This window comes from Kitasatospora sp. NPDC029312 (assembly GCF_055569215.1).
The window spans coordinates 214,674-239,714 of sequence record NZ_JBVHXY010000002.1 but is presented as its reverse complement, the minus strand read 5'-3'; the positions used below and the strand labels follow the sequence as shown (position 1 = coordinate 239,714).

The 25,041-nt window shown below is 71.1% G+C and carries 22 protein-coding genes and 1 tRNA gene; 1 reads left to right on the top strand and 22 read right to left on the bottom strand.

From position 1 onward, the window contains the following. Position 1: 1 nt before the first annotated feature. From ACZ4WV_RS02595 to ACZ4WV_RS02490, 22 genes are all read right to left on the bottom strand, one after another. Positions 2 to 916, bottom strand: a complete 915-nt coding sequence (locus ACZ4WV_RS02595; RefSeq protein WP_465742018.1) for a F0F1 ATP synthase subunit gamma — start codon at positions 914 to 916, stop codon at positions 2 to 4. A 32-nt stretch (positions 917 to 948) separates the two neighbouring features. Beyond that, the gene (gene atpA / locus ACZ4WV_RS02590) at positions 949 to 2,523 is read right to left on the bottom strand and encodes a F0F1 ATP synthase subunit alpha (RefSeq protein ID WP_465742016.1); all 1,575 of its coding nucleotides are present in this window, start codon (positions 2,521 to 2,523) and stop codon (positions 949 to 951) included. Positions 2,524 to 2,680: 157 nt separating this feature from the next. After that, positions 2,681 to 3,496: a F0F1 ATP synthase subunit delta gene (locus ACZ4WV_RS02585; RefSeq protein ID WP_465742014.1), complete on the bottom strand. Its 816-nt coding sequence runs from the start codon at positions 3,494 to 3,496 to the stop codon at positions 2,681 to 2,683. Continuing rightward, entirely contained in the window at positions 3,493 to 4,053 is a 561-nt protein-coding gene (locus ACZ4WV_RS02580; protein WP_350737778.1) for a F0F1 ATP synthase subunit B, read from the bottom strand. The genes ACZ4WV_RS02585 and ACZ4WV_RS02580 overlap by 4 nt, the downstream gene beginning before the upstream one ends. Positions 4,054 to 4,090: 37 nt before the next feature. After that, positions 4,091 to 4,324 carry an ATP synthase F0 subunit C gene (atpE, locus tag ACZ4WV_RS02575; protein ID WP_350511999.1) on the bottom strand — a complete coding sequence of 78 codons (234 nt, stop codon included), beginning with the start codon at positions 4,322 to 4,324 and terminating at the stop codon, positions 4,091 to 4,093. 86 nt (positions 4,325 to 4,410) lie between these two features. Continuing rightward, positions 4,411 to 5,223 carry a F0F1 ATP synthase subunit A gene (gene atpB, locus ACZ4WV_RS02570; RefSeq protein WP_465742011.1) on the bottom strand — a complete coding sequence of 271 codons (813 nt, stop codon included), beginning with the start codon at positions 5,221 to 5,223 and terminating at the stop codon, positions 4,411 to 4,413. 285 nt (positions 5,224 to 5,508) lie between these two features. After that, positions 5,509 to 5,952, bottom strand: coding sequence for a hypothetical protein (locus ACZ4WV_RS02565; RefSeq protein ID WP_350737784.1), 444 nt, complete (start codon positions 5,950 to 5,952; stop codon positions 5,509 to 5,511). A 297-nt stretch (positions 5,953 to 6,249) separates the two neighbouring features. Beyond that, entirely contained in the window at positions 6,250 to 7,533 is a 1,284-nt protein-coding gene (locus ACZ4WV_RS02560; RefSeq protein ID WP_465742009.1) for an MraY family glycosyltransferase, read from the bottom strand. Between the two features lie 204 nt (positions 7,534 to 7,737). After that, positions 7,738 to 9,018 (bottom strand): serine hydroxymethyltransferase, encoded by a 1,281-nt coding sequence (locus ACZ4WV_RS02555; protein WP_465742007.1) that lies wholly within the window; start codon positions 9,016 to 9,018, stop codon positions 7,738 to 7,740. Positions 9,019 to 9,133: 115 nt separating this feature from the next. Then, a complete protein-coding gene (locus ACZ4WV_RS02550; protein ID WP_465742176.1) occupies positions 9,134 to 9,775 on the bottom strand; it encodes an arsenate reductase/protein-tyrosine-phosphatase family protein in 642 nt (213 codons plus the stop codon). A gap of 32 nt (positions 9,776 to 9,807) precedes the next feature. Next, positions 9,808 to 10,455, bottom strand: coding sequence for an L-threonylcarbamoyladenylate synthase (locus tag ACZ4WV_RS02545; protein ID WP_465742005.1), 648 nt, complete (start codon positions 10,453 to 10,455; stop codon positions 9,808 to 9,810). 128 nt (positions 10,456 to 10,583) lie between these two features. Next, on the bottom strand, positions 10,584 to 11,450 hold the full coding sequence (gene prmC / locus ACZ4WV_RS02540) for a peptide chain release factor N(5)-glutamine methyltransferase (protein WP_465742003.1): 867 nt from the start codon (positions 11,448 to 11,450) through the stop codon (positions 10,584 to 10,586). A gap of 63 nt (positions 11,451 to 11,513) precedes the next feature. Continuing rightward, complete coding sequence (gene prfA, locus ACZ4WV_RS02535; protein WP_465742001.1) at positions 11,514 to 12,590, bottom strand: peptide chain release factor 1; 1,077 nt, start codon at positions 12,588 to 12,590, stop codon at positions 11,514 to 11,516. Between the two features lie 145 nt (positions 12,591 to 12,735). After that, positions 12,736 to 12,957 carry a 50S ribosomal protein L31 gene (rpmE, locus tag ACZ4WV_RS02530; RefSeq protein ID WP_396281747.1) on the bottom strand — a complete coding sequence of 74 codons (222 nt, stop codon included), beginning with the start codon at positions 12,955 to 12,957 and terminating at the stop codon, positions 12,736 to 12,738. A gap of 232 nt (positions 12,958 to 13,189) precedes the next feature. Beyond that, a complete protein-coding gene (locus ACZ4WV_RS02525; protein WP_465741999.1) occupies positions 13,190 to 14,329 on the bottom strand; it encodes an LCP family protein in 1,140 nt (379 codons plus the stop codon). A 140-nt stretch (positions 14,330 to 14,469) separates the two neighbouring features. Next, on the bottom strand, positions 14,470 to 16,560 hold the full coding sequence (rho, locus tag ACZ4WV_RS02520; protein ID WP_465741997.1) for a transcription termination factor Rho: 2,091 nt from the start codon (positions 16,558 to 16,560) through the stop codon (positions 14,470 to 14,472). Positions 16,561 to 17,147: 587 nt separating this feature from the next. Next, positions 17,148 to 18,086, bottom strand: a complete 939-nt coding sequence (thrB, locus tag ACZ4WV_RS02515) for a homoserine kinase (RefSeq protein ID WP_465741996.1) — start codon at positions 18,084 to 18,086, stop codon at positions 17,148 to 17,150. Between the two features lie 348 nt (positions 18,087 to 18,434). Then, entirely contained in the window at positions 18,435 to 19,532 is a 1,098-nt protein-coding gene (thrC, locus tag ACZ4WV_RS02510; RefSeq protein ID WP_465741994.1) for a threonine synthase, read from the bottom strand. 9 nt (positions 19,533 to 19,541) lie between these two features. Continuing rightward, complete coding sequence (locus ACZ4WV_RS02505) at positions 19,542 to 20,834, bottom strand: homoserine dehydrogenase (protein WP_465741992.1); 1,293 nt, start codon at positions 20,832 to 20,834, stop codon at positions 19,542 to 19,544. Between the two features lie 137 nt (positions 20,835 to 20,971). Then, positions 20,972 to 22,363 carry a diaminopimelate decarboxylase gene (lysA, locus tag ACZ4WV_RS02500; RefSeq protein ID WP_465741991.1) on the bottom strand — a complete coding sequence of 464 codons (1,392 nt, stop codon included), beginning with the start codon at positions 22,361 to 22,363 and terminating at the stop codon, positions 20,972 to 20,974. A 108-nt stretch (positions 22,364 to 22,471) separates the two neighbouring features. Continuing rightward, positions 22,472 to 24,133: an arginine--tRNA ligase gene (gene argS, locus ACZ4WV_RS02495; protein WP_465741989.1), complete on the bottom strand. Its 1,662-nt coding sequence runs from the start codon at positions 24,131 to 24,133 to the stop codon at positions 22,472 to 22,474. A 105-nt stretch (positions 24,134 to 24,238) separates the two neighbouring features. After that, positions 24,239 to 24,658 (bottom strand): response regulator, encoded by a 420-nt coding sequence (locus ACZ4WV_RS02490; protein ID WP_465742174.1) that lies wholly within the window; start codon positions 24,656 to 24,658, stop codon positions 24,239 to 24,241. Positions 24,659 to 24,827: 169 nt separating this feature from the next. Here ACZ4WV_RS02490 and ACZ4WV_RS02485 point away from each other — a divergent pair. Further along, a tRNA-Arg gene (locus ACZ4WV_RS02485) sits at positions 24,828 to 24,899 on the top strand. Positions 24,900 to 25,041 lie beyond the last annotated feature (142 nt).

The window sequence follows — 25,041 nt, the reverse complement described above, 5'->3', positions numbered from 1 at the left end:
GTCATTCGCTCCCGCGGCTGGCGTCAGCGAGCGCGTTGGCGCCACCGACGATCTCGCTGATTTCCTGGGTGATCTCGGCCTGTCGGGCCGAGTTGGCAAGCCGCGTGAGCGACTTGATGAGCTCGCCGGCGTTGTCCGTCGCGCTCTTCATCGCGCGGCGGCGGGCGGCGTGCTCGGAAGCAGCCGACTGCAGCAGCGCGTTGTAGATCCGGCTCTCGACGTACCGCGGCAGCAGCGCGTCCAGGACGCCCTCCGCCGACGGCTCGAAGTCGTACAGCGGGAAGATCTCCGACTTGGCCGGCGTCTGGTCGCTGAGCTGGACCTCGTCCAGCTTCAGCGGCAGCAGCCGGGCCGACACCGCGTCCTGCGTCAGCATCGACACGAACTCGGTCGAGACCACGTGGAGCTCGTCCACGCCGCCGGTCTCGGCCGCGAAGGCCTCGATCAGCTCGGCCGCCACCATCTTCGCGTCGCCGTAGGTGGGCTTGTCCGAGAAGCCCGTCCACGAGTTGCCGACCGCCAGGTTGCGGAAGGTGTAGTACGACAGGCCCTTCCGACCGACGACGTAGGTCACCACGTCCTTACCCTCACCACGCAGGCGCTCGGTGAGCGTCAGCGAGGCCTTGATGGCGTTGGACGAGTAACCGCCGGCCAGACCGCGGTCCGCCGTGATCAGCAGGACGGCCGCACGCGTGGCGTCGGGGTTCTCGGTGGTGAGCGGGTGCTTGGCGTTGGACCGGGTGGCCACCGCCGTCACCGCGCGGGTGAGCTCGTCGGCGTACGGAGCGGAGGCCGCCACCGCGCGCTGCGCCTTGCCGATGCGCGCCGCGGAGATCATCTCCATCGCCTTGGTGATCTTCTTCGTCGCGGTGACAGAGCGGATCCGGCGCTTGTAGACCCGAAGCTGTGCTCCCATGGGTCGTTACGTCCTTTCCCTCGCTACCGGACTCAGGCCCGCTCGGAGAGCAGCTTGCCGTCGGCGGTCTGGTAACCCTGCTTGAACGCCTCGATCGCGCTGGTCAGCGCGTCGACGGTGCCGTCGGCCAGCAGACCGGTCTCGACGATGCCGGCCAGCAGGTCCTTGTGCTGCAGGCGGACGTAGTCGAGGAACTCGCGCTCGAAGCGGCGGACCTCGGCGACCGGGACGTCGTCCAGCTTGCCGGTGGTGCCGGCCCAGATGGAGACGACCTGCTCCTCGACCGGGAACGGCTGGTACTGGCCCTGCTTCAGCAGCTCGACCATGCGCGCACCGCGCTCCAGCTGGGCCTTGGAGGCCGCGTCCAGGTCGGAACCGAAGCCGGCGAAGGCCTCCAGCTCACGGTACTGGGCGAGGTCCAGGCGCAGACGGCCGGCGACCGAGCGCATGGCCTTGATCTGAGCGGAGCCACCGACGCGGGAGACCGAGATGCCGACGTTCACGGCCGGGCGGATGCCGGCGTTGAACAGGTCGGACTCCAGGAAGCACTGGCCGTCGGTGATGGAGATGACGTTGGTCGGGATGTACGCCGAGACGTCGTTGGCCTTGGTCTCGATGATCGGCAGACCGGTCATCGAGCCGCCGCCCAGCTCGTCGTTCAGCTTGGCGCAGCGCTCCAGCAGGCGGGAGTGCAGGTAGAAGACGTCGCCCGGGTAGGCCTCGCGGCCCGGCGGGCGGCGCAGCAGCAGGGAGACGGAGCGGTAGGCCTCGGCCTGCTTCGACAGGTCGTCGAAGATGATCAGGACGTGCTTACCGGCGTACATCCAGTGCTGGCCGATGGCCGAACCGGTGTACGGGGCAAGGTACTTGAAGCCGGCCGGGTCGGAAGCCGGAGCCGCCACGATGGTGGTGTACTCCAGCGCGCCAGCCTCCTCCAGGGCGCCGCGGACGGACGCGATGGTGGAGCCCTTCTGGCCGATGGCGACGTAGATGCAGCGGACCTGCTTCTCCGGGTCGCCCGAGCGCCAGTTGTCGCGCTGGTTGATGATCGTGTCGACGGCCACCGCGGTCTTGCCGGTCTGGCGGTCACCGATGATCAGCTGGCGCTGGCCGCGGCCGATCGGGGTCATCGCGTCGATGGCCTTGATGCCGGTCTGCAGCGGCTGCTTGACCGACTTGCGGGCCATGACGCCGGGGGCCTGCAGCTCGAGGGCGCGGCGGCCCTCAGCGGCGATCTCGCCCAGGCCGTCGATCGGGTTGCCCAGCGGGTCCACGACGCGGCCGAGGTAGCCGTCGCCGACCGCGACGGAGAGGACCTCACCGGTGCGGCGCACGGTCTGGCCCTCTTCGATGCCGGCGAACTCACCGAGGATGACGACACCGATCTCACGGGTGTCGAGGTTCAGCGCGAGGCCGAGCGTGCCGTCCTCGAACTTCAGCAGCTCGTTGGCCATGGCCGAGGGCAGGCCCTCGACCTTGGCAATACCGTCCATGGCCTCGGTGACCTTACCGACCTCTTCGATAGAGGCGGCGTCCGGCTGGTACGACTGGACAAAGTCGGCCAGCGCGTCCCGGATCTCCTCCGGACGGATCGTAAGCTCCGCCATCAGGCTTCCCTGCTCTCCTAGTTTGCGATCCTCGGCCCGCCATTGAGGGCCGCAAGTACTCGACTCTCGGCCGGGTCGTATGAACCGGCCGTACGATTTGCCGGCCCCTTGGGGAGCCGGTTTCCCGACCGAGGGTCGGATGTGCTGCTTCGGGTGCTCAGCCTTCGAGCGACTGGCGAGCGCCTTCGAGGCGGCTCGACACGGTGCCGTCGATGATCTCGTCGCCGATCTGCACCCGGACGCCGCCGACGACCTCGGGGTCGACGTCGATGTTCAGGTGGACCTGGCGGCCGTACATCCGGCCCAGAGCACCGGACAGGCGCTCCTTCTGGGCGTTCGACAGCGGCACCGCGGTGGTGACCAGGGCCACCACGCGGTCGCGGCGCGCCGCGGCGAGCTTCGAGTAGGACTCGAGGCCCTGCTCCAGGCTACGGCCACGCGGCTTGTTGACGAGGGCGGTGACCAGCCGCACGGTGCCGGCGTTGGCGCGGCCGCCGAGCAGCTTCGCGATCAGTTCGGCCTTGGCGACGGGGCCGGCCTTCGGCTCGGTCAGCGCGGCGCGCAGCTCGTGCGAGCCGCTCACCACCCGGCCGAAGCGGAAGAGTTCGTCCTCGACGTCGTCCAGGACGCCGGCCTTCTCCGCGGCGATGACCTCGGCGTACGCGGCGAGTTCCTCGATCGCGTCCACCAGGTCGCGCGCACCCGACCAGCGGGAGCGGACCAGGCCGGAGACCAGGTCGACGGCCTCGCCGGAGACCTGGCCGGTCAGCAGCGAGGCGACCAGCTGGGCCTTGTCCTGGCCCGACCGGGACGGGTCGGTCAGGACGCGGCGCAGCGACACCTCACGGTCCAGCACGGCCGTGACGGCGGTGAGCTCCTCGGCGAGCTTGGCCGCGTCCACCGAAATGGAGTCGGTCAGGCTCTCCAGGTTCTGCCGGCCGGCGGCAAGAGCCTCGCGGCTGGCGCCGATCACTTGGCCGCACCCTGAGCAACGGCGGCCTTGGCCTCCAGCTCGTCCAGGAAGCGGTCGATCACGCCGCTCTGCCGGGCGTTGTCCTCAAGGGACTCGCCCACGATGCGGGAAGCCAGCTGGGTGGCCAGCGAACCCACGTCCTGACGCAGGGCGGCAGTCGCCTGCTTCTTGTCGGCCTCGATCTGGGCGTGACCGGCGGCGACGATGGCCTCGCGCTGACGCTGGCCCTCCTCGCGCATCTCGGCGAGCTGGGCGGCACCCTGCTCACGAGCCTGCTCGACGATGCGGGCAGCCTCGTGGCGCGCCTCGGCGAGCTCGGCGCGGTACTGCTCAAGCAGGGCCTGGGCCTCCGCCTGAGCGGCCTCGGCGCGCTCCATGCCGCCCTCGATCGCGTCCCGGCGCTCCGACAGCACCTTCTCGATGCTGGGAAGGAGCTTCTTGCCGAGCAGACCGAAGACGATGAAGAAGCAGAGCAGGCCGATGATGACCTCGGGCCACGCGGGAAGCAGGGGGTTCATCTTCTCCCCCTCCTCCGCGAGCTGAGCCGCGAAACTCATATCTGGACCTTCCTCGAAAGGGTCTAACGGCGGGTGATTACTTGCCGGCGCCGAAGACGAACGGCATGACGATGCCGATGAGGGCGAGCGCCTCGGTCAGCGCGAAGCCGATGAACATGTTGGAGCGGATCAGACCGGCAGCCTCGGGCTGGCGGGCCATGGCCTGGACACCGTTACCGAAGATGAGACCAACACCGATGCCCGGGCCGATCGCGGCGAGGCCGTAACCGATCGAGGCGACGGAACCGTAGACCTCAGCGAGCTGCTGCATTTCAGCTTGTCCTTTGCGGGGTGGTGAACCGGTGGTGGTTGGCCACCGGGCGTTCTGGGGGGAGGGCAGCCGAGGGGCTGCGGGGCTCAGTGCGCCTCTTCCAGGGCACCGGCGATGTAGCTGCTGGCCAGCATCACGAAGATGTAGGCCTGCAGGAACTGGACCAGCAGCTCGAAGGCGGTCAGGCCGACGGCGACCACGAACGAGGCGGAGCCGTACAGCGCGCCCAGGGTCGGGCTGAGCAGGTACCAGGAGGCGATGGAGAACATCACGATCAGCAGGTGGCCGGCGAACATGTTCGCGAAGGCTCGGACCGCGAGCGTGAAGGGGCGCACGAAGATGTTCGAGAAGAACTCGATCGGCACCAGGATGAACATGACCCAGCCGGGGATGCCCGAGGGCCAGCAGAGGTTCTTCAGGCCGCCGACGAAGCCGTGCTTCTTGAAGGTCAGCGTCATGTAGGTGATCCACACGACGGCCGCGAGGCCGGCCGGGAACGCGATCGACGCCGTCACCGGGAACTGCGCGAACGGGATGATCGACATGATGTTCATCAGCCAGACGAAGAAGAACATCGAGACCAGCATCGGGACGTACTTCTCGCCCTTCTTGCCGATCGTCTCCATCACGATGGAGCGCTTGACGAAGTCGTAGCCGATCTCACCGACCAGCTGCAGCTTGCCCGGCACCAGGCGCGGCTTGGCGAAGGCGGCCCAGAAGAACACCACGACGAGCAGCGCGACGATGATCGACAGCAGCATCGGCTTGTTGAACTCGACGCTGCCGATCGAGAAGATCGGCTTGAACTGGAACTCGTTCAGACCCGGGGCCGGGAAGCCGCAGCCAGCGTCCCCGAAGTGGCAACTGCCTGAGGCGAGGGACGTGAGTTCAGCACTCACCACGGACTCCTTCGTCGTGACGCATGGTTACGGCAACCTCGGTGTGTCGGCGTGGCCTGCGACCACGGAGCGGCACTGGAACTTGATGGGTTTCTCGCCGACCCCGCTCGACGGCGCGCTGCGCGACTGCGGGATCATCGAAGACTGCGCGGATCCGGGGGGCGATCCGTCCACTGACCGGACAGACCTGGCCTCTTCCCGTACTCCGTTGTTGCGACGGACGATAGCAGCCCGTCAGTGCGGCATAAACACCGCCCCCCTCGTTGGGGGGACAGTCGGGGCTCGTCACTGTTGACGACCCGAGTCGGAGGGCTTGTCGCCCTTGTTTTCCGAGGCGTTGGGGTCGACGTAGAAGGTCTTGGCCTTGAGCGCACCGCGCACTTGGAAGCCCGTCCAGACCAGGACGCAGCCGATCAGCGTGAAGGCGAAGGCCTTCCGGTTGAAGAGCTCGGTGTCCTTGAAGACCAGCAGGACGACGGCGACCAGCAGGATCTGCGTCATGTAGACCATGAGCGCGGCGGCCATCATGAGGTGCGGGTTCGACCTGGTGAGCCGGTCGAGCGCGATCTGGCCGAAGCTGAAGAAGGCCATCACCAGCAGCGCACCGATCAGGGCGCCGAGCAGGCCCTTCCCACCGGCGACGGCGAAGGAGATCGCCATGGCGATGATCCCGGCGACCGCAGTGGGGATCGCGGCGCCTCGGAGGATCCGGGCGTCGGTGGACGGCATGTCGGCAGCTCCGGCGGCATGTCGATGTGGCGGGGGACGGGCACAGACGGTGGCGGGTGACACCGGACCGAGCGGGCCGCCGCCGGGCCGCCCGCGAAAGCGGCGGGCCCGTCGAGGGAGACCGACGAGGGACGGAAGTCCTCCACCTGTCAGGTCTTTCGGCGTGTTCTCGGTACTCGTGAACGGTATCACAAACTATTTGATGAGAGCTTTACCATGAATGTGTGGCTCCTGTCACACCGACGGCCCAGCGAATCGGCCGTACGGGTGAGCCCATTTGACGGAACATCAACTCATCTACGAGCGGCGGCCGGTGGCCTTGTCATGGTCTGCGGGGGCGGCGGCGGAACCCCGGCCGGCTTCACCGAGAAGTTGCTTGTCCTTCGCCGACAGTTCAGCCATCGGGGCCGAGGACTGCCGCCGGTACCGCGGCGGGACGAAGGACTGCACCGCCCGCGGGGCGCGCGGCCGGAACCGCGGGGTGAGCAGCACCACCAGACCGACCAGGCAGAGCCCGGCGAGGGTCAGCACCACGGTGCGGCCGGTGTTGGTCACCGAGAATGCCACCGTGCCGAAGGCGATCAGCGCGGCCCAGAAGTACATGATCAGTACGGCGCGGCTGTGCGAGTGCCCGACCTGGAGCAGTCGGTGGTGCAGGTGGCGCTTGTCGGCGGCGAACGGGGACTGGCCGGCCCAGGTGCGGCGCACCACCGCGAGCAGCAGGTCGGCCAGCGGCAGCGCGATGACCGTCAGCGGCAGCAGCAGCGGGATGTAGATGGGCACCAGGGCGTGCACGGTGGCGGTCTGCGAACCGGTCTCGTTGTTGATCAGGTCGGGGTCGACCCGGCCGGTGATCGAGATCGCGGCGACGGCCAGCATCAGGCCCAGCATCATCGAGCCGGAATCGCCCATGAAGATCCGCGCGGGGTGCATGTTGTGCGCCAGGAAGCCCAGGCACATGCCGATCAGCAGCACGCTGAACAGCACGGCGGGGGCCGCGTCGGTGATCGCGTAGCCGTACCAGAGCCGGTAGCTGTACAGGAAGAACGCCATCGCGGCGATGCACACCATGCCGCCCGCCAGGCCGTCCAGCCCGTCGATGAAGTTCACCGCGTTGACCATGACGACGACCAGGGTGACCGAGATGACCATGCCCTGGGTCGGGCTCACCGCGACCGAGCCCACGCCGGGCACCGGGAGGGTGATCACCGTGACGCCCTGCCAGACCATCACGCCGGCGGCGATCATCTGGCCACCGAGCTTCACCAGCGCGTCCACGCCCCACTTGTCGTCGAGCACGCCCAGCAGCCACATGATCCCGGCGCCGGACAGCAGCGCGCGGATGTCGCTGCCCTGGGAGAACACCTTGCTCAGGTTGTCCAGCTGCGAGGCGACCAGGATGCCCGCGCACAGCCCGCCGAACATGGCGATGCCGCCCAGGCGCGGGGTGGGCTCGCGGTGCACGTCGCGGGCGCGGACCGGCGGCATCGCGCCGGCGGCGATGGCGAACTTCCGCACCGGGCCGGTCAGCAGGTAGGTGACGGCGGCGGTGCAGAACAGCACCAGCAGATACTCACGCACCACCGGCCTCCTGCATCACTGTCGAACGGGGAGGTACCGAAGGTACTCCCCTGCCTTCCCGGGATTCGAGGTGCGTCGCCACGGCACACACCTTATTGAGTCGGACGCCCGGAACCCGCATCGCGGTTCGCCCTGACGGGTAGGAGATCCGAATGCCCGTGGCTGACGGCCGGCGATCAGCAGCGATCAGCAGCGATCGGCGGGTCAACGGTCCACGGCGAAGGCCGCCGACAGCTCCCGGATCCGCTGCGCGACCGGCGCGGCGGCGTCCCCGGCGAGCAGCGCGGCGATCAGCCCGGCGATCTCGGACAGCTCCGCCTCGCCCATCCCCTGGCTGGTCACCGTGCCGGTGCCCAGCCTGATCCCGGAGGCCTCGGCGACCGGCGCCGGGTCGTACGGCAGCACGCACTTGCCGAACAGCAGCCCGGCCGCCGCGCAGCGCCGCTCGGCCTCCGCGCCGGTCACCCCGAGCGGGCTGACGTCGGCGGTCACCAGGTGGGTGTCGGTGCCGCCCGTCAAGGGGCGCATTCCGGCCTCCGCAAGCCCTTGGGCCAGTGCCCGCGCCCCTGCCACCGTCCGCCGCGCGTAGGCCCGGTAGGCGGGCGTCGCGGCCTCCGCCAGGGCGACCGCCTTGCCGGCCACCTCGTTCATCGCCGCGCCGCCCTGGCTGAACGGGAACACCGCCCGGTCGACCCGCTCGGCCAGCTCGGCGGTGGACAGCAGCAGGCCCCCGCGCGGGCCGCGCAGCAGCTTGTGGGTGGCCGCCACCGTGACGTCGGCGTACGGCACCGGGGAGGGCGCCTCCCGGGCCGCGACGAGGCCGGTGGTCTGCGCGACGGAGGCGATCAGGAAGGCGTCCACCTCGTCGGCGATCTCCCGGAACGCCGCCCAGTCCGGGTGCCGGGGGTACGAGATCGAGCCCGCCACGATGGCCTTGGGCCGGTGCGCCCGCGCCAGGTCGCGCACCTGGTCGAGGTCGATCAGGCCGTCGGCCTCCCGCACGCCGTAGCCGGTGAAGGTGAACCAGCGGCCGGAGAAGTTGGCCCGCGAACCGCAGCTCAGGTGGCCGCCGTGCTCCAGCGACATCGCCAGCACCCCGTCACCGGGCCGCAGCAAGGCCGCGTACGCCGCCAGCATCGCCGAAGTCGCCGACCGGGGCTGGACGTTGGCGTGCGGGGCGGCGAACAGCTCGCGGGCCCGGTCGATCGCCAGCAGCTCCGCGGCGTCCGCCAGGGCACAGCCGGTGTGGTGCCGCCGGCCCGGATAGCCCTCGGCGTACTTGTCGATCAGCGGCCCGGTCAGCGCCGCCAGGACGGCGGGGCTGGTCAGGTTCTCCCCCGCCAGCAACTGGATCGTCTCGGCCCGCCGGTCGGCCTCGGCGGCCATCAGATCGGCGATCTGCGGATCCGCCCGGTGCAACGGTCCGGACGCCCACGGGCGCCCCCTCGTCGCGGTCGAGCCGGTCGCGGCATCGGTGACGGTCATGGCAGGCTCCCGGGCGCTGCGGATGAGGGCGCCCCCGGCCGGAGACTGGGGGGACGTCTACCCAGCGTAGGGCCGGGCCGCGCCCGGGGCCCGCCGGAATCCGCCGTTCAGCCCCTCAGCGCCGCGCCGCGGTGCCGGTGAGCGCGGTGACCACCGGGTCGACCGCGTCGAATATCTCCTCGCCGCAGTTGCGGAACATGCCGATCGGCGCCCCGTACGGGTCCTCCAGCTCGTCCGACTCCGGGGTCGCGGCCAGCAGCCAGCCGCGCAGCGCGGCGGCCGCGCGGACCAGCGCGCGGGCCCGCTCGGTGACGTCGGCACCGCGGCGGGGGTCGGGCAGGGTGCCCGGGTCGATCGTCCGCACCAGGCGGGTGAACTCCTTCAGCGTGAAGGTGCGCAGGCCCGCCTCGTGGCCCATCGAGATCACCTGGGCGCGGTGGTCCAGCGTCGCGGTCAGCACCAGGTCGGCCTCGACCACGTGCTCGTCGAGCAACTCGCGGCCGACGAAGCCGCCGCTGTCGGCGCCGTACTCGTCGAGCACCGTCGCGGCGTGGTCCTCCATCGGCGCCCCGACGTGGCCCCAGGTGCCCGCGCTCTCGACCAGGATCCGGCCGGCCACCCGGGGGCTGAGCCGGGTGTCCAGCTCACGCCGGGTGAGCCGTTCGGCGATCGGCGAGCGGCAGATGTTCCCGGTGCAGACGAACAGGATCCGGAAGTGGTCCAGCGGCCTGGGGCCCACACTCAGGTACGGCGCTATGCCGGGCCGTTCGTGGAGCGAGGCGGTGGGTGTCAACTTCCGGCCTCCAGGTCGGGGACGACCTCCCTCAGCTGCTCGATGCTGATCGCGCCGGCCCGCAGCAGCACCGGCACCTTGCCGGTGACGTCGACGATGGACGAGGCGGTGGCGTGCTCGGCGTGCCCGCCGTCCAGGTAGACCGAGATGGCGTCGCCGAGCTGGGCCTGCGCCTCGTCGCAGGTCGCCGGGGACGGCCCGCCGGTCTTGTTGGCGCTGGAGACGGCCAGCGGGCCGGTGGTGTTCAGCAGCTCGATGGCGACCGGGTGCAGCGGCATCCGGACGGCGACGGTGCCGCGGGTCTCGCCGAGGTCCCAGCGCAGCGAGGGCTGGTGCCGGGCGACCAGGGTGAGGCCGCCGGGCCAGAAGGCGTCGACCAGCTCCCAGGCCTGCTCGGAGAAGTCCGTGACCAGCCCGTGCAGGGTGGTCGGGGAGCCGACCAGGACGGGCGAGGGCATGTTCCGGCCGCGGCCCTTGGCGGCCAGCAGCTCGCCGACGGCCTCCGGGGAGAAGGCGTCCGCGCCGACCCCGTACAGGGTGTCGGTGGGCAGCACGACGAGTTCGCCGCGGCGGATGGCCGAGGCGGCCTCGCGCAGGCCGGTGGTGCGGTCCCCGGCGTCGGCACAGTCGTAGCGGCGGCTCATCGGTGCGGTCCCCTTCCGGAAAGGCTCATGAGGTTCACGGCGGAATTCACAGCGCGACCCTGCGGGCGGTCGTGCTGTGCCTGACGTTCACGACCCGACCCTCCGGGCGGTCGTGCTGTGCCTGATGTTCACGACCCGACCCTCCGGGCGGTCGTGAAGCGCGGCCGGTTGTTCAGGTCGCGGTGGTCGGCGGTGTCGGTCCAGCCGCGTTCCTCGTTGAAGATCCACGGCACCTGGCCGCCCTGCTGGTCGGCGTGCTCGATCACCACCGCGCCGCCCGGGCGCAGCAGCCGGGCGGCCACCCGCTCGATGCCGCGGATGGTGTCCAGGCCGTCCTCGCCCGAGAACAGCGACATCTGCGGGTCGTGGTCGCGGGCCTCCGGCGCGACGTACTCCCACTCGGTGAGCGGGATGTACGGCGGGTTGGAGATGACCAGGTCGAAGCGGCCGTCCCAGGAGCGGTCGTCCTCGAAGGCCCTGGTGGCGTCCCCGGCGTGCAGGGTGACCCGCGCACGGTCCGGGCTGGCCTCGATGTTGCGCCGGGTGTACGTGAGCGCGCCCTCGTCGAGTTCGAAGGCATGCACGGTCGAGCGCGGCAGTTCCTGGGCCAGGGCCAGCGCGATGGCACCGGAGCCGGAGCACAGGTCGACCACCAGCGGCTCGGCGACGTCCATGTCGCGCACCGCGTCTATCGCCCACTCGACGACCGTCTCGGTCTCCGGCCGGGGCACGAAGACCCCGGGGCCGACCGCCAGTTCGAGGTAGCGGAAGAACGCCCGCCCGGTGATGTGCTGGAGCGGTTCGCGCGCCTCGCGGCGCGACACCGCCGCCCAGTAGCGGGCGTCGAAGTCGGCGTCCTTCACCGTGTGCAGCTGGCTGCGCTTGACGTTGTGGACGTAGGCGGCGAGTTCCTCCGCGTCGAAGCGCGGCGACGGCACGCCGGCCGCGGCCAACCGCTGGGTGGCCTGGGCCACCTCGGCGAGCAGCAGGTTCATCCGTACGACCTCTTGTTTCTGCGCTCCGGCTTCAGGCTTGCGTCGGGCTGGGGCGCGCCGGTCTCAGTTCTCTTGGGCCGCGGCGAGCTTGGCCGCCGCGTCCTTGTCGACGCAGGACTGGATCACCGGGTTCAGGTCGCCGTCCAGGACCTGGTCCAGGTTGTACGCCTTGAATCCCGTGCGGTGGTCCGAGATGCGGTTCTCGGGGTAGTTGTACGTCCGGATCCGCTCGGAGCGGTCCACCGTGCGGACCTGGCTGCGACGCGCGTCCGAGGCCTCCCGCTCGGCCTCCTCCTGCGCGGCGGCCAGCAGCCGCGAACGCAGGATGCGCATCGCCTGCTCCTTGTTCTGCAGCTGGCTCTTCTCGTTCTGGCAGGACGCCACGATACCGGTCGGCAGGTGGGTGATCCGGACGGCGGAGTCGGTGGTGTTGACCGACTGGCCGCCGGGGCCGGAGGAACGGTAGACGTCGATGCGCAGGTCGTTGGCGTGGATCTCGACCTCGACCTCCTCCGCCTCGGGGGTGACCAGCACGCCCGCCGCGGAGGTGTGGATGCGGCCCTGGGACTCGGTGGCGGGGACGCGCTGCACCCGGTGCACGCCGCCCTCGTACTTCAGCCGGGCCCAGACGCCCTGGCCGGGCTCCGTGTTCCCCTTGGTCTTCACGGCCACCGAGACGTCCTTGTAGCCGCCGAGGTCGGACTCGTTGAAGTCGATGATCTCGGTCTTCCAGCCGATCCGCTCGGCGTACCGCAGGTACATCCGGAGCAGGTCGCCGGCGAACAGTGCGGACTCCTCGCCGCCCTCGCCCGCCTTGATCTCCAGGATGACGTCCTTGTCGTCGCTCGGGTCGCGCGGGACCAGCAGCAGCCGCAGTTCCTCGGTCAGTTCGTCGCGACGCTGCTCGGAGCTCTTCATCTCGGCGATGAAGTCCGGGTCCTCGGCGGCGAGTTCGCGGGCGGCCTCGATGTCCTCGCCGGCCTGCCGCCACTGCCGGTAGATCCGGGTGATCGGGGTCAGTTCGGCGTACCGCTTGGCCAGCTTGCGGGCGTTCGCCTGGTCGGCGTGGACCGACGGGTCGGCCAGCCTCTTCTCGAGGTCGGCGTGCTCGACGAGGAGCTCTTCGACTGCCTCGAACATGGGGTGGCCTTCTTCCCGGGGCTAGGAACGAACGACTGGGGGAGACGCGGGGCGCTCTCGACCGCGCGGAGGGACGCGAACGGCGCCGGTCCCCAACGCCCCCGGAACGAGTACGGGGGCGCCGGAAACCGGCGCCGAGGGAGCGCTAGGCCTTCGCGCTGTGCTGCTTGCCGAAGCGGGCCTCGAAGCGGGCCACGCGGCCACCGGTGTCGAGGATCTTCTGCTTGCCGGTGTAGAACGGGTGGCACTGCGAGCAGACCTCGGCGCGGATCTCGCCGCTGGTCTCGGTCGAGCGGGTGGTGAACTCGGCGCCGCAGGTGCAGGTCACGTGCGTGACCACGTACTCCGGGTGAACGTTGGACTTCAAGGGGTTCTCCTAGGTTTCGGGAGGGCACCGGGTCGGCGACTGGAATGCCGCTCGTGAACCGGGACCGACGTACCAGTCTGCCAGGACCGGCCGCACCTTCCAAAACCGGGGTCTTCCGCGGGATATTCCGGCCGGCGTTACGGGCTGCCGCGCGGCCGCCGCCGGGGGCCGCCGGGGCCCGTCGGGGGCTGCACGGGCCGCCCGGGGACCGTACGGGCCGGCGGGCGGCCGGTCAGCGCCGCGCGGTGGCCGTGGCGGCGGGCTTCGGGGAGGCGGGCTTGGCGGCGGCCTTCGGGGTGCCCGTGGGCGCGGCGGCCGGGTCCGTCTGGGCGGGGTTCTGCGGTTGGGCCGAGACGACCGCCTGGGGCACCGGCTGGTCGCTCCTGAGTGCCGCCCAGAGCTGCTGGGCCTGCGACTGCTGCGGGACCACCCGGTTCACGTCGCCGGGGGCCGTCTCCACCGGCAGGGTGACCATGGTCAGCTGATCCGGACCGATCCCCTTGAGCTCCTGGACGAGCCCGACCAGCGAGTTCACCGAGCCCAGCGCGGAGTCGGTGGTGACGCTCTTGGTCATGGTGTCGCCGATCGACCACAGCTTGACCGGGTCGGAGAACATCCCGATCCCGCCGGCCTGCTGGAGCAGCGACTTGACCATCTGCTTCTGGAGCTCGATCCGGCCGAGGTCGCTGCCGTCGCCGACGCCGTGCCGGGTGCGGACGAAGGCCAGCGCCTGCTGCCCGTCGAGGTGGTGCTCGCCGGCCGGGAGGTCCAGCCCGCTGTCCTTGTCGTGGATGGCCACCGTGGTGGTCACGGTGGCCCCGCCTATCGCGTCCACGACCCTGGCGAAGCCGGCGAAGTCGACCTGGAGGTAGTGGTCCATCCGCAGTCCGGTGAGCTGCTCGGTGGTCTTCACCGCGCAGGCCGCGCCGCCGGACTCGAAGGCGCTGTTGTACATCGCCCGCCGGACGCCCGGGACGGCCTTGCCGTCGGCGTCGGTACAGTCCGGCCGGTCGACCAGGGTGTCGCGCGGGATCGAGACGACGGAGGCCCGCGCGTGGTCCTGGCTGATGTGCACCACCATCGCGGTGTCCGAACGGGCGCTGTCGCCGGTGCCGCCGCCGGCCAGGTCGCCGTTCTCGCCGACCCGCGAGTCGGAGCCGAGCACCAGGATGTTGAAGGAGCCGTCGGTGGACGCCGGCGGCCGGGCGTCGCCGAGGCGGGCGTCGATGTCGACGCTCTTGATGTTGCCGTTGAGCTTGAGGTAGGCGTACCCGGCCGCTCCGCCACCGAGGACGACGAGTGCGGCGGACGCGCAGACGGCCACCCGCAGGACTTTGCGGCGGCGACTCGGGACCCTCTTGTGCTCGGCCATACGGTCCAGAGTAAAACGGACAAGATGATCGAATAGCCCCAAGTTGTCCCAACTCTGGAACAAAGCCGCCATGAACGCCCGGAACCCCGGACCGCTCGCGCGATCCGGGGTTCCGTGCTTCGACAGCCGTCCGACTACGGTCAGTCGCCGGAGCCGGGGGTGGTCTTGGCGATCTGCATCAGGAACTCGGCGTTGCTCTTGGTCTGCTTCATCTTGTCCAGGAGCAGTTCGATCGCCTGCTGCGAGTCGAGCGCGTGCAGCACCCGGCGCAGCTTCCAGACGATGGCCAACTCCTCGCTGCCGAGCAGGATCTCCTCCTTGCGGGTGCTGGAGGCGTCCACGTCGACGGCCGGGAAGATGCGCTTGTCCGAGAGCTTCCGGTCGAGCTTGAGCTCCATGTTGCCGGTGCCCTTGAACTCCTCGAAGATCACCTCGTCCATGCGCGAGCCGGTCTCGACCAGCGCGGTGGCGAGGATGGTCAGCGAGCCGCCGTTCTCGATGTTGCGCGCGGCACCGAAGAACTTCTTCGGCGGGTACAGCGCGGTCGAGTCGACACCACCGGACAGGATGCGGCCGGAGGCCGGCGCCGCCAGGTTGTAGGCACGGCCCAGACGGGTGATCGAGTCCAGCAGGATGACCACGTCGTGGCCCAGCTCCACCAGGCGCTTGGCGCGCTCGATGGCCAGCTCCGCGACGGTGGTGTGGTCCTCGGCCGGGCGGTCGAAGGTCGAGGAGATGACCTCGCCCTTCACCGACCGCTGCATGTCGGTGACCTCCTCCGGACGCTCGTCGACCAGGACGACCATCAGGTGGCACTCGGGGTTGTTGTGGGTGATCGCGTTGGCGACCGCCTGCAGGACCATGGTCTTGCCGGTCTTCGGCGGCGCGACGATCAGACCGCGCTGGCCCTTGCCGATCGGCGACACCAGGTCGATGATCCGGGTGGTCAGCACGCCCGGGTCGGTCTCCAGGCGCAGCCGATCCTGCGGGTACAGCGGGGTGAGCTTGTTGAACTCGGGGCGGCCGCGGCCGGTATCCGGGTCCATGCCGTTCACGGAGTCCAGCCGCACCATGGCGTTGAACTTCTCGCGGCGCTCGCCCTCACGCGGCTGGCGCACCGCACCGGTGATGGCGTCACCCTTGCGCAGGCCGTTCTTGCGGACCTGGGCGAGCGAGACGTAGACGTCGTTCTGGCCCGGCAGGTAGCCGGAGGTGCGCACGAACGCGTAGTTGTCGAGGATGTCGAGGATGCCCGCGACCGGGATCAGGACGTCGTCCTCGCCGATCTGCGGCTCGGGGGCGCCCGTCTCGAAGCCCTCGCGACCGCGACGGCCGCGACGGTCCCGGTAGCGGCCGCGACGGCCCCGGCGACCCTCGCCGAACTCGTCGTCCTCGTAACCGCCCTGCTGGGCCTGGGGCTGCTGCTGGGCCTGCTGCTGGCCACCCTGGCGGCCCTGCTGGCCGTCGGCCTGGCCCTGCTGCTGGCCCTGCTGGGGCTGGCGGTCGGCGCGGTCACGCCGGCCGCGGCGGTCGCGGCGCGATTCGCGCGAGTCGCCGTCCTGCCCGGCCTGGGCCTCGCCGGCGTCCTGACGCTCGCCGCGCTCGCCGCCGTCACGGCGGTCACGGCGCTCGCGACGGTCGCGGCGGGTCTCGCGACCCTCCTCGCGACCCTCGAAGGCGCGGGTCTCGCCCGCGCGCTCGGCCTGCTTGGGCTCGGCCACCGCGACGGTGGCGGCCTCCGCGCCGGCCTCGGCGACCGGGGCGGTGGGGGCGCCGGCGGCCGAGGTGGCACGGCGGCGGGTGCGCTCGCTACGGGCGGGCGCGGCGGTTTCGGCGGCGGCCTGGACCGGGATCTCGATCTGGGCCTGCGACTCGGCGGCCGGGGCCTCGACGGCGGCGGCGGCCTTGGTGCGGCGGGCCGGCTTCTCGGCCGGGGCGGCCTCGGCGTCCGCCTTGGCGGCGGTGCGCTTGGCGGCCGGGGCGCCACCGGCGGCGAGCAGCGGGTCCCCGCCGCTCTTCTCCTTGATGGTCTCGATCAGCTGGCTCTTGCGCAGGCGGCCGGTACCGGTGATGCCCAGGTCCGCGGCGAGCTTCTGCAGCTCGGCGAGGACCATGCCGTCCAGGCCCGCGGCGGCACTGCGGCGGCGGCGGGCCGGGGCAGCGGGTGCGGCGGCCGCGTCCGACGCTTCGGCGTCCGGGCGCGCGCCCATCAGATCGGTGGTGTCGCTCACTAAGGGTCCTTCCCTGGAGCGGACGTCGGCCTGTCTGGCTCGGCGACCGGTTGTGCTGTCCTGACCGACGCTCGACTGCGTCGGTCCGAGGCGGTGGTCCCTCGAATGGCGGGAGCCCGTCGAGGGAGAGCTGCGAGGTGCGGTGCGTGAAGCACGGTGGTGCTGAGGTGGCGCGTGGGCCGGTCGTGTGTCGACCTCCCCTGAGGGCTTTGCCCCCACGCTGCCTGCGAATCCCGGGCCCCCGTCGCGTGACGGTGGCCCGCGCTCCGCCCGTCCTGGCCTCGAGGTGGAGGCCGCGGGTGGGAGTCAGGTGCCGTCACGGCTTCGGGATGCGGCCGCATGTCGCGCAAGCAGGCTGCGTACGCGCTGCGGTGGGCTCCCGGAGAATCGTCGCCCCGGACATCGCCACGACTCCACGGCCGTGGAGTGCTGGGATCGGGACGCGGCGCACCGAGCCCCGGAGGGCACCTGGTGCAGCAATGAGGTTAACACTACCGACCCCCTCAGACATTCCCCGACCTCGGGCTTGCCAATCGTGTCCGGACGGCCCGGCTCGGCGCCGGGCCCGAATAGGGCGCTTCGCCTGGTCAGACGTCCAGCGGGAGCACGACGGCCCCGGTCCGGTCGACGTCGAGCCGGTGCGCGGCGAACGCCGGATTCCCGCCGTGGCCGTGGTGCCCGGCGAAGGACAGCACCTTGTCGACGCCCGCCTCGTCGGTGAGCGCCAGCACGGTCGGGCCGGCCCCGGAGATGACGGCGGGCACGCCCTCCGCGCGCAGCGCGCCGACCAGCCCGGCGCTGTCCGGCATGGCGGAGGCGCGGTAGTCCTGGTGGAGCCGGTCCTCGGTGGCCGCGAGCAGCAGCTCGGGCCGCCGGGTCAGCGCCTCCACCAGCAGCGCGGAGCGGCCGGCGTTGACGGCGGCGTCGGCCAGCGGGACGGTCTTCGGCAGCAGGCCGCGGGCGGTCTCGGTGAGCACCTCGCCGGCCGGGACGAACACCACCGGGACGACCTGCCCGGAGGGCTCCAGGGCGACGGCCTTGGCGGACTCCTCGTCGGTCCAGGCGATGGTGAAGTTGCCGCGCAGGCAGGCCGCGACGTTGTCCGGGTGGCCCTCCAGCTCGGAGGCGAGGGCCAGCAGCGCGTCGTCGTCCAGCGCGGACGGGCCGCCGATGGTGACGGCGCGGGCGGCCACGATGCCGGCGCAGATGGCGGCCGAGGAGGACCCGAGGCCGCGGCCGTGCGGTATCCGGTTGGCGCAGACCACCTCCAGGCCGCGCGGCTGGCCGCCGAGCCGGTCGAAGGCGGCCCGCATCGAGCGGATCAGAAGGTGGCGCTCGTCCCGGGGCAGCGTCTCGGCGCCCTCGCCGGCGATGTCGACGGTCAGGCCCGAGTCGGCGACCCGGACGACCACGTCGTCGTACAGGCCCAGAGCGAGTCCGAAGGCGTCGAAGCCCGGACCGAGGTTGGCGCTGGTCGCGGGAACCCGGACCCGGACGGCGGCGGCACGGAACGCTGGACCGGCCATGCGGTGGACTCTCCTGGGGAAATCGGGCGGCGCGGAGCGCGTCGTCGGTGCAGGGGTGGGGGGAAAGGGCCGAGGGCCCCAACGGGGCGGGCGGCCACAGTCGTCGGCTCGGCCCGTACGGGGACGGGCCCGGGGCATGTGCCACACGGCCGAAGCCAGAGTATCGAAGAGAGGTTCCCCAGTGGTACACCCCGTGGGCCTTCGGTCTGGTGTGTTGCCGGTTCTGGCCGGAATGCGTACCGGAATCGGATCGGAATGCGAATCAGGATTGACACAAAAGAGTCAGTGGAGAACGTTGACGGGCCGCCCCCCGAAAGGGTCGGCCCGTCGGAGCGTCAGACCCGGTCGTCAGTCGAGCAGTCCGAGCCGCTGGGCCGCGGCCTCCGGGTCGACCGGGACGACCTGCGGCTGCGGCGCGCCGGCCACCGCCCAGTCCGGGTCCTTGAGGCCGTTGCCGGTCACGGTGCAGACGATCCGCTGGCCCGGGTCGACCAGGCCGGCCTCCGCCTTGGCCAGCAGGCCGGCCACCGAGGCGGCCGACGCGGGCTCCACGAAGACGCCCTCCTGCGCGGCCAACAGCCGGTAGGCGGCGAGGATCTGACGGTCCGTCACCTTGTCGATGAGGCCGCCGGACTCGTCCCGGGCGGCGAGCGCGTAGTCCCAGGACGCCGGGTTGCCGATCCGGATCGCGGTGGCGATCGTCTGCGGCTTGAGGACGGGCGCGCCGTCCACGATCGGGGCCGAGCCGGCCGCCTGGAAGCCCCACATCCGCGGGGTGCGGGAGGACATCCCGTCGGTGGCGTACTCGCGGTAGCCCTTCCAGTACGCGGTGATGTTGCCCGCGTTGCCGACCGGCAGGACGTGGATGTCCGGGGCGTCACCGAGCATGTCGACGATTTCGAAGGCCGCCGTCTTCTGGCCCTCGATCCGCACCGGGTTCACCGAGTTGACCAGGGCCACCGGGTACTTCTCGGACAGTCCGCGCGCCAGCGTCAGGCAGTCGTCGAAGTTGCCGTCGACCTGCAGGATCCTGGCGCCGTGCACCAGCGCCTGGCCCATCTTGCCGAGGGCGATCTTGCCCTGCGGGACGAGCACGGCGCAGACCATCCCGGCCCGCACCGCGTAGGCGGCGGCGGAGGCCGAGGTGTTGCCGGTGGACGCGCAGATGACGGCCTGCGCGCCGTCCTCCTTGGCCTTGGAGATGGCCATCGTCATCCCGCGGTCCTTGAAGGAGCCGGTCGGGTTGGCGCCCTCGACCTTGAGGTAGACCTCGCAGCCGGTGCGCTCGGAGAGCACCTGGGCGGGGACCAGGGGCGTGCCGCCCTCCAGCAGGGTGACCACCGGGGTGGTCGCGGTGACCGGCAGGCGGTCCCGGTACTCCTCGATCAGGCCGCGCCACTGGTGGGTGTGCGCGCCTCGGACGACGTTCTCGGCAACGGCGTTCATGGCTGTTCCTTATTCCCCTTCGACCCGCATGATGCTGGCCACGTCCCGCACGCTGTCCAGCGCGCGGAGCTTGTCGACCGTCGCCGACAGCGCGGCGTCGGTGGCACGGTGGGTGACCACGACGAGCGAGGCGTCGCCGTCGCGGCCCTGCTGGCGCACGGTGTCGATGGACACGCCGTGCTCGGCGAAGACGGACGCGACCTGGGCGAGCACGCCCGCGCGGTCGTCGACGTCCAGGCTGACGTGGTAGCGGGTGACCACCTCGTCCATCGGCTTGGCGGGCAGCCGGGTGTACAGGGAGTCACCGGGACCGGTGGCGCCGGCCAGTTTGTTGCGGCAGACCGCGACCAGGTCCCCGAGCACCGCGGAGGCCGTCGGCGAGCCGCCCGCGCCGGGGCCGTAGAACATCAGCCGGCCCGCCGCCTCGGCCTCGACGAACACCGCGTTGTACGCCTCGCGGACGGACGCCAGCGGGTGCGACAGCGGGATCATCGCCGGGTGGACGCGCGCGGTGACGGACTCGCCGTCGGCCGCCCGCTCGCAGATCGCGAGCAGCTTGACCACGCAGCCCATCGCCTTGGCGGAGGCGATGTCGGCGGCGGTCACCTCGGTGATGCCCTCGCGGTAGACGTCCGCGGCGGTCACCTTGGTGTGGAAGGCGATGCCGGCCAGGATCGCGGCCTTGGCGGCGGCGTCGAAGCCCTCCACGTCGGCCGTCGGGTCGGCCTCGGCGTAGCCGAGCGCAGTGGCCTCCTCCAGCGCCTCCGAGTAGCCGGCGCCGGTGGTGTCCATCTTGTCGAGGATGAAGTTGGTGGTGCCGTTGACGATGCCCAGCACCCGGTCGACCTTGTCCCCCGCGAGGGACTCGCGCAGCGGGCGCAGCAGCGGGATCGCCCCCGCCACCGCGGCCTCGTAGTACAGGTCCACCCCGGCCTCGGCGGCCGCGGCGTGCAGTTCGGTGCCGTCCTTGGCCAGCAGCGCCTTGTTGGCGCTGACCACCGAGGCGCCCTGCCGGAAGGCGGAGAGGATCAGCGATTTGGAGGGCTCGATGCCGCCCACCACCTCGACCACCACGTCGATGTCGCCCCGGCCCACTAGGGCCTCGGCGTCGGTGGTGATCAGGTGCTCGGGCACTCCGGGGCGGACCCGGCCGGCCCGGCGGACCGCGATCCCGGCGAGCTCGACCGGGGCACCGATGCGAGCGGCGAGGTCGTCGGCCGTCGTCGTCATGATGCGCGCCACCTCGGAGCCCACCACACCACAACCCAGCAACGCCACCTTCAGCGGGCGCGTACGCATCATCCGACTCCGCTCTGCATTCATCGTGCTTCGGTATTTCCGGCGGCTTTTCCGGGCCGCCGGGAACTTCGGTCCGTACCAGTCTCGGGGACTTTCCGCACGGATCTACGGTCGTTCCATGATCTGAGACGAGAATTTCGTCATCCGATATCCAGGCGCAGGAGATCCTCCTCCGTCTCGCGCCGGACGATCACCCGGGCCGCACCGTCCTTGACGGCGAGCACGGGGGGCTTCAGGGCGTGGTTGTAATTGCTCGCCATCGAGCGGCAGTAGGCGCCGGTGGCGGGCACCGCGATCAGGTCGCCCGGGGCCAGGTCGGCCGGCAGGAAGGCGTCCCGTACGACGATGTCACCGGACTCGCAGTGCTTGCCGACCACCCGGACCAGCATCGGCTCGGCCTCGCTGATGCGGGACGCCAGGGCCACCGAGTACTCGGCGTCGTACAGCGCGGTGCGGATGTTGTCGGACATCCCGCCGTCCACGCTGACGTAGGTGCGCAGGCCCTCCAGCGGCTTGACCGTGCCGACCTCGTACAGGGTGAAGGCGGTCGGGCCGACGATCGCCCGGCCCGGCTCCACGCTCAGCCGGGGCGCGGCGAGGTTAGCGGCGGCGCACTCACGGCGGACGATGTCGGCCAGCGCGGCCGCGATCTCGGCCGGCTCGCGCGGGTCGTCCTCGCTGGTGTAGGCGATGCCGAGGCCGCCACCGAGGTCGATCTCGGGCAGCTCGACGCCGTGCTCGTCGCGGATCCGCGCCAGCAGGCCGACCACCCGGCGGGCCGCCACCTCGAAGCCGGCCGTGTCGAAGATCTGCGAGCCGATGTGCGAGTGGATGCCGCGCAGCTCCAGGCTGTCGTGGCCGAGCACCCGGCGCACCGCCTCGGCGGCCGCTCCCCCGGTCAGTGAGAGGCCGAACTTCTGGTCCTCGTGCGCCGTGGCGATGAACTCGTGGGTGTGCGCCTCGACGCCGACGGTGATCCGGATCAGCACCGGCTGGCGCACGCCCTGGCGGGCGGCGATCGCGGCGAGCCGTTCGATCTCGTCGTAGGAGTCGACCACGATGTGCCCGACGCCGGTCTTCACCGCGTGCTCGAGCTCGTCCGGCGACTTGTTGTTGCCGTGCAGCGCGATCCGCTCCGCCGGCATCCCGGCGGCCAGCGCGACCGCCAGCTCGCCGGCGCTGCACACGTCGAGGTTGAGGCCCTCCTCGTGCAGCCAGCGCACGATCGCCTTGGAGAGGAAGGCCTTTCCGGCGTAGTAGACGTCCGCCTCGGCGCCGAAGGCGTCCCGCCAGGCGCGGGCGCGGGAGCGGAAGTCCTCCTCGTCCAGCACGTAGGCCGGGGTGCCGAACTCGGCCGCCAGCCGCTTGACGTCGATCCCGCCGACGGTGACCACGCCCTCGGCGTCGCGGTCGACGGTGCGCGACCAGACCTTGGGGTCGAGGGCGTTCAGGTCGGCCGGCGGGGCCTGGTAGTGGCCGTCGGGCAGGACGTCGCCGTGCCGGGGGCCTGCGGGGTGTGCGGAGCGACTCATGTGTACGACGTCCTTCGAGTCCTGGGAGACCTGTGAGACCTATGGCGAGGGGCGGCGACGGTCTCCGTTGACCGTCAGCCGCCCCCGCTGTGCGCTTGGGGGTGGTGCCTACATCCGCTCGGGCGCCGTGACGCCCAGGAGCGTCAGGCCGTTGGCCATGACCGTGCGCGTGGCCTCGACCAGCCACAGCCGGGCACGGTGCGTGTCGTTGAGTTCCTCGTCGCCCTTGGGCAGGAACATGCAGTTCTCGTACAGGCGGTGGTACTTGCCCGCGAGGTCCTCCAGGTAGCGCGCGACCCGGTGCGGCTCGCGCAGCTCGCCGGCCGTGGCCAGGACGCGCGGGAACTCGCCGAGGGCGCCGAGGATGTCGTTCTCCCACTCGGTGGCGAGCAGCTCGGGTTTGAACTGCTCGGCCGTGCCCTTGTCCACGCCCAGCTCGGCGGCCTTGCGCGCCACGCCGCACATCCGGGTGTGGGCGTACTGCACGTAGTAGACCGGGTTCTCGTTGGTCTGGCTGGTCAGGACGTTGATGTCCAGCGTGATCGTCGAGTCCGTGGAGGAGCGCGCCAGGGTGTAGCGGGCGGCGTCCACGCCGATCCACTCGACCACGTCGTCGATCGTGATGATGTTGCCCGCCCGCTTGGACATGCGGACCTCTTCGCCGTCGCGAAGCATCTTCACGAACTGGCCGATCTTCACCTCGATGTTGCGGTCCATGTCGTCGCCGGCGCAGGCCGCGATGGCCTTGAGGCGGTTGACGTAGCCGTGGTGGTCGGCGCCCAGCATGTAGAGCGCGACCTCGGCGCCGCGGTCCCGCTTGGACAGGTAGTACGCGGCGTCGGCGGCGAAGTAGGTCTTGTCGCCGTCGGCCTTGACCAGGACGCGGTCCTTGTCGTCGCCGAAGTCGGTGGTGCGCAGGAAGACGGCGCCGTCCTGCTGGAAGACGTGGCCCTGCTCGCGCAGCCGGTCGATGGCCTTCTCGACGGCGCCGGAGTCGTGCAGCGACTTCTCCGAGAACCACACGTCGAAGTGGGTGCCGAACTCGTCCATCGAGCGCTTGATCTCGGCGACCATGAGCTTGAGGCCCTCGGTGCGGAAGACCCGCAGCTGCTCGTCCTCGGGCAGGTCCAGCACGCCCGGGATGGCCTCGGTGAGCGCCTTGGCGATCTCGACGATGTACTCGCCGACGTACCCGTCCTCGGGCACCGCGCGGCCGTTCGCGGCGGCCCGCAGCGAGGCGGCGAACTTGCCGATCTGCACGCCGGCGTCGTTCAGGTAGTACTCGGTGGTGACGTCGGCGCCGGAGGCCCGCAGCACGCGCGCCAGCGAGTCGCCGACGGCGGCCCAGCGGACGCCGCCGATGTGGATCGGGCCGGTCGGGTTGGCGGAGACGAACTCCAGGTTGATCTTCAGGCCCTTGAGGGCCTCGTTGCGGCCGTAGGCGTCGCCCGCCTCGACGACGGTGCGCGCCAGCGCGCCCGCGGTGGCGGTGTCCAGGGTGATGTTCAGGAAGCCCGGACCGGCGATGTCGACCGCGGCGACGCCGGTGATCCCTCGCAGGCGCCCGGCCAGGACCTCGGCAACGGCTCGCGGCGGCTTGCAGGCCGCCTTGGCGAGCTGGAGGGCCACGTTCGTCGCGTAGTCGCCGTGGTCCCGGTTCTTGGGCCGTTCGACCGTCACGTGCTCGGGCACGGCGACGGCCAGCTCGCCCGCCTCGACGGCGGAGCTCACTGCGGCCTGGATTGCCTGGGAAAGGTCTGCGGGGGTCACGACGCCAAGCGTAGGCGAGACGGGGTGCCCGCCCGCACCCGGTTTACCGGTTGAGACGCCGCCGGCGCCGGTCGGGGGGCCGTCGCGCCGCTCCGGCAGGGGAGCTCAGCCGAGATCCGTGCGCTCTGTTCGCCCAGAGCGAAACCCGTCGGGCTGTCCGGTAAGCCGCATCAGGCGCCGGACCAGCACCACCAGGTCCGCCGGGTCGAAGGGCTTGCCGAGGTAGCCGTCCACCCCCACCGTCTCCCCCAGATCCAGGTCCGCCGGAGTGCAGGCGCTCACGATCGCGATCGGCAGCCGGCTGGTGTCCGGGGTGGCCCGCAGCCGGGCCGCGGTCCGCAGGCCGTCCAGCCGCGGCATCACCACGTCCAGGGTCACCACGTCGGGCTTCACCCGGCGGATCACCTCCAGGCACTCGGCGCCGTCGGCGGCGGTCACCACCTCGAAGCCCTCGAGCTCCAGGTTGACCCTGATCAGCTGGCGGATCACCTCGCTGTCGTCCACCACGAGGACCCGCCCGGACACTCCCGACACCTCACCGAGGGTATCGGCGGCCCCGCCGCCCCGTCCGGCCTTTGGGCACTTCCGCCCGGGGCCGGCCCCGACGATCTTCCGTGAACCCGTGCACGGACCACGGCCGAAGCCTGGTAGTGTTCATTCCGTCGGAACGCGGAAGCGGCCGACAGGCCGACAGGCCCCCGTAGCTCAGGGGATAGAGCACCGCCCTCCGGAGGCGGGTGCGTAGGTTCGAATCCTACCGGGGGCACTTCGCAGCAAGTGCAATCAGGGCCCAGACCAGTGGAGTTGCTCCACGGATCTGGGCCTTCGTCATGTCCGGCCCCGGTGCGACCGGAGCCGTCCGGTCAGCGGGTCAACGGGTCAACGGGTCAGCGGGCCAGTGGGCCAGC

What these genes read in the sequence shown, in the direction of transcription:
- ACZ4WV_RS02595 (WP_465742018.1), bottom strand. Translation starts at nt 916, where the DNA reads ATGGGAGCACAGCTTCGGGTCTACAAGCGCCGGATCCGCTCTGTCACC.
- atpA (WP_465742016.1), bottom strand. Translation starts at nt 2,523, where the DNA reads ATGGCGGAGCTTACGATCCGTCCGGAGGAGATCCGGGACGCGCTGGCC.
- ACZ4WV_RS02580 (WP_350737778.1), bottom strand. Translation starts at nt 4,053, where the DNA reads ATGAGTTTCGCGGCTCAGCTCGCGGAGGAGGGGGAGAAGATGAACCCC.
- atpE (WP_350511999.1), bottom strand. Translation starts at nt 4,324, where the DNA reads ATGCAGCAGCTCGCTGAGGTCTACGGTTCCGTCGCCTCGATCGGTTAC.
- ACZ4WV_RS02565 (WP_350737784.1), bottom strand. Translation starts at nt 5,952, where the DNA reads ATGCCGTCCACCGACGCCCGGATCCTCCGAGGCGCCGCGATCCCCACT.
- ACZ4WV_RS02555 (WP_465742007.1), bottom strand. Translation starts at nt 9,018, where the DNA reads ATGACCGTCACCGATGCCGCGACCGGCTCGACCGCGACGAGGGGGCGC.
- ACZ4WV_RS02545 (WP_465742005.1), bottom strand. Translation starts at nt 10,455, where the DNA reads ATGAGCCGCCGCTACGACTGTGCCGACGCCGGGGACCGCACCACCGGC.
- prmC (WP_465742003.1), bottom strand. Translation starts at nt 11,450, where the DNA reads ATGAACCTGCTGCTCGCCGAGGTGGCCCAGGCCACCCAGCGGTTGGCC.
- prfA (WP_465742001.1), bottom strand. Translation starts at nt 12,590, where the DNA reads ATGTTCGAGGCAGTCGAAGAGCTCCTCGTCGAGCACGCCGACCTCGAG.
- ACZ4WV_RS02525 (WP_465741999.1), bottom strand. Translation starts at nt 14,329, where the DNA reads ATGGCCGAGCACAAGAGGGTCCCGAGTCGCCGCCGCAAAGTCCTGCGG.
- thrB (WP_465741996.1), bottom strand. Translation starts at nt 18,086, where the DNA reads ATGGCCGGTCCAGCGTTCCGTGCCGCCGCCGTCCGGGTCCGGGTTCCC.
- thrC (WP_465741994.1), bottom strand. Translation starts at nt 19,532, where the DNA reads ATGAACGCCGTTGCCGAGAACGTCGTCCGAGGCGCGCACACCCACCAG.
- ACZ4WV_RS02505 (WP_465741992.1), bottom strand. Translation starts at nt 20,834, where the DNA reads ATGATGCGTACGCGCCCGCTGAAGGTGGCGTTGCTGGGTTGTGGTGTG.
- lysA (WP_465741991.1), bottom strand. Translation starts at nt 22,363, where the DNA reads ATGAGTCGCTCCGCACACCCCGCAGGCCCCCGGCACGGCGACGTCCTG.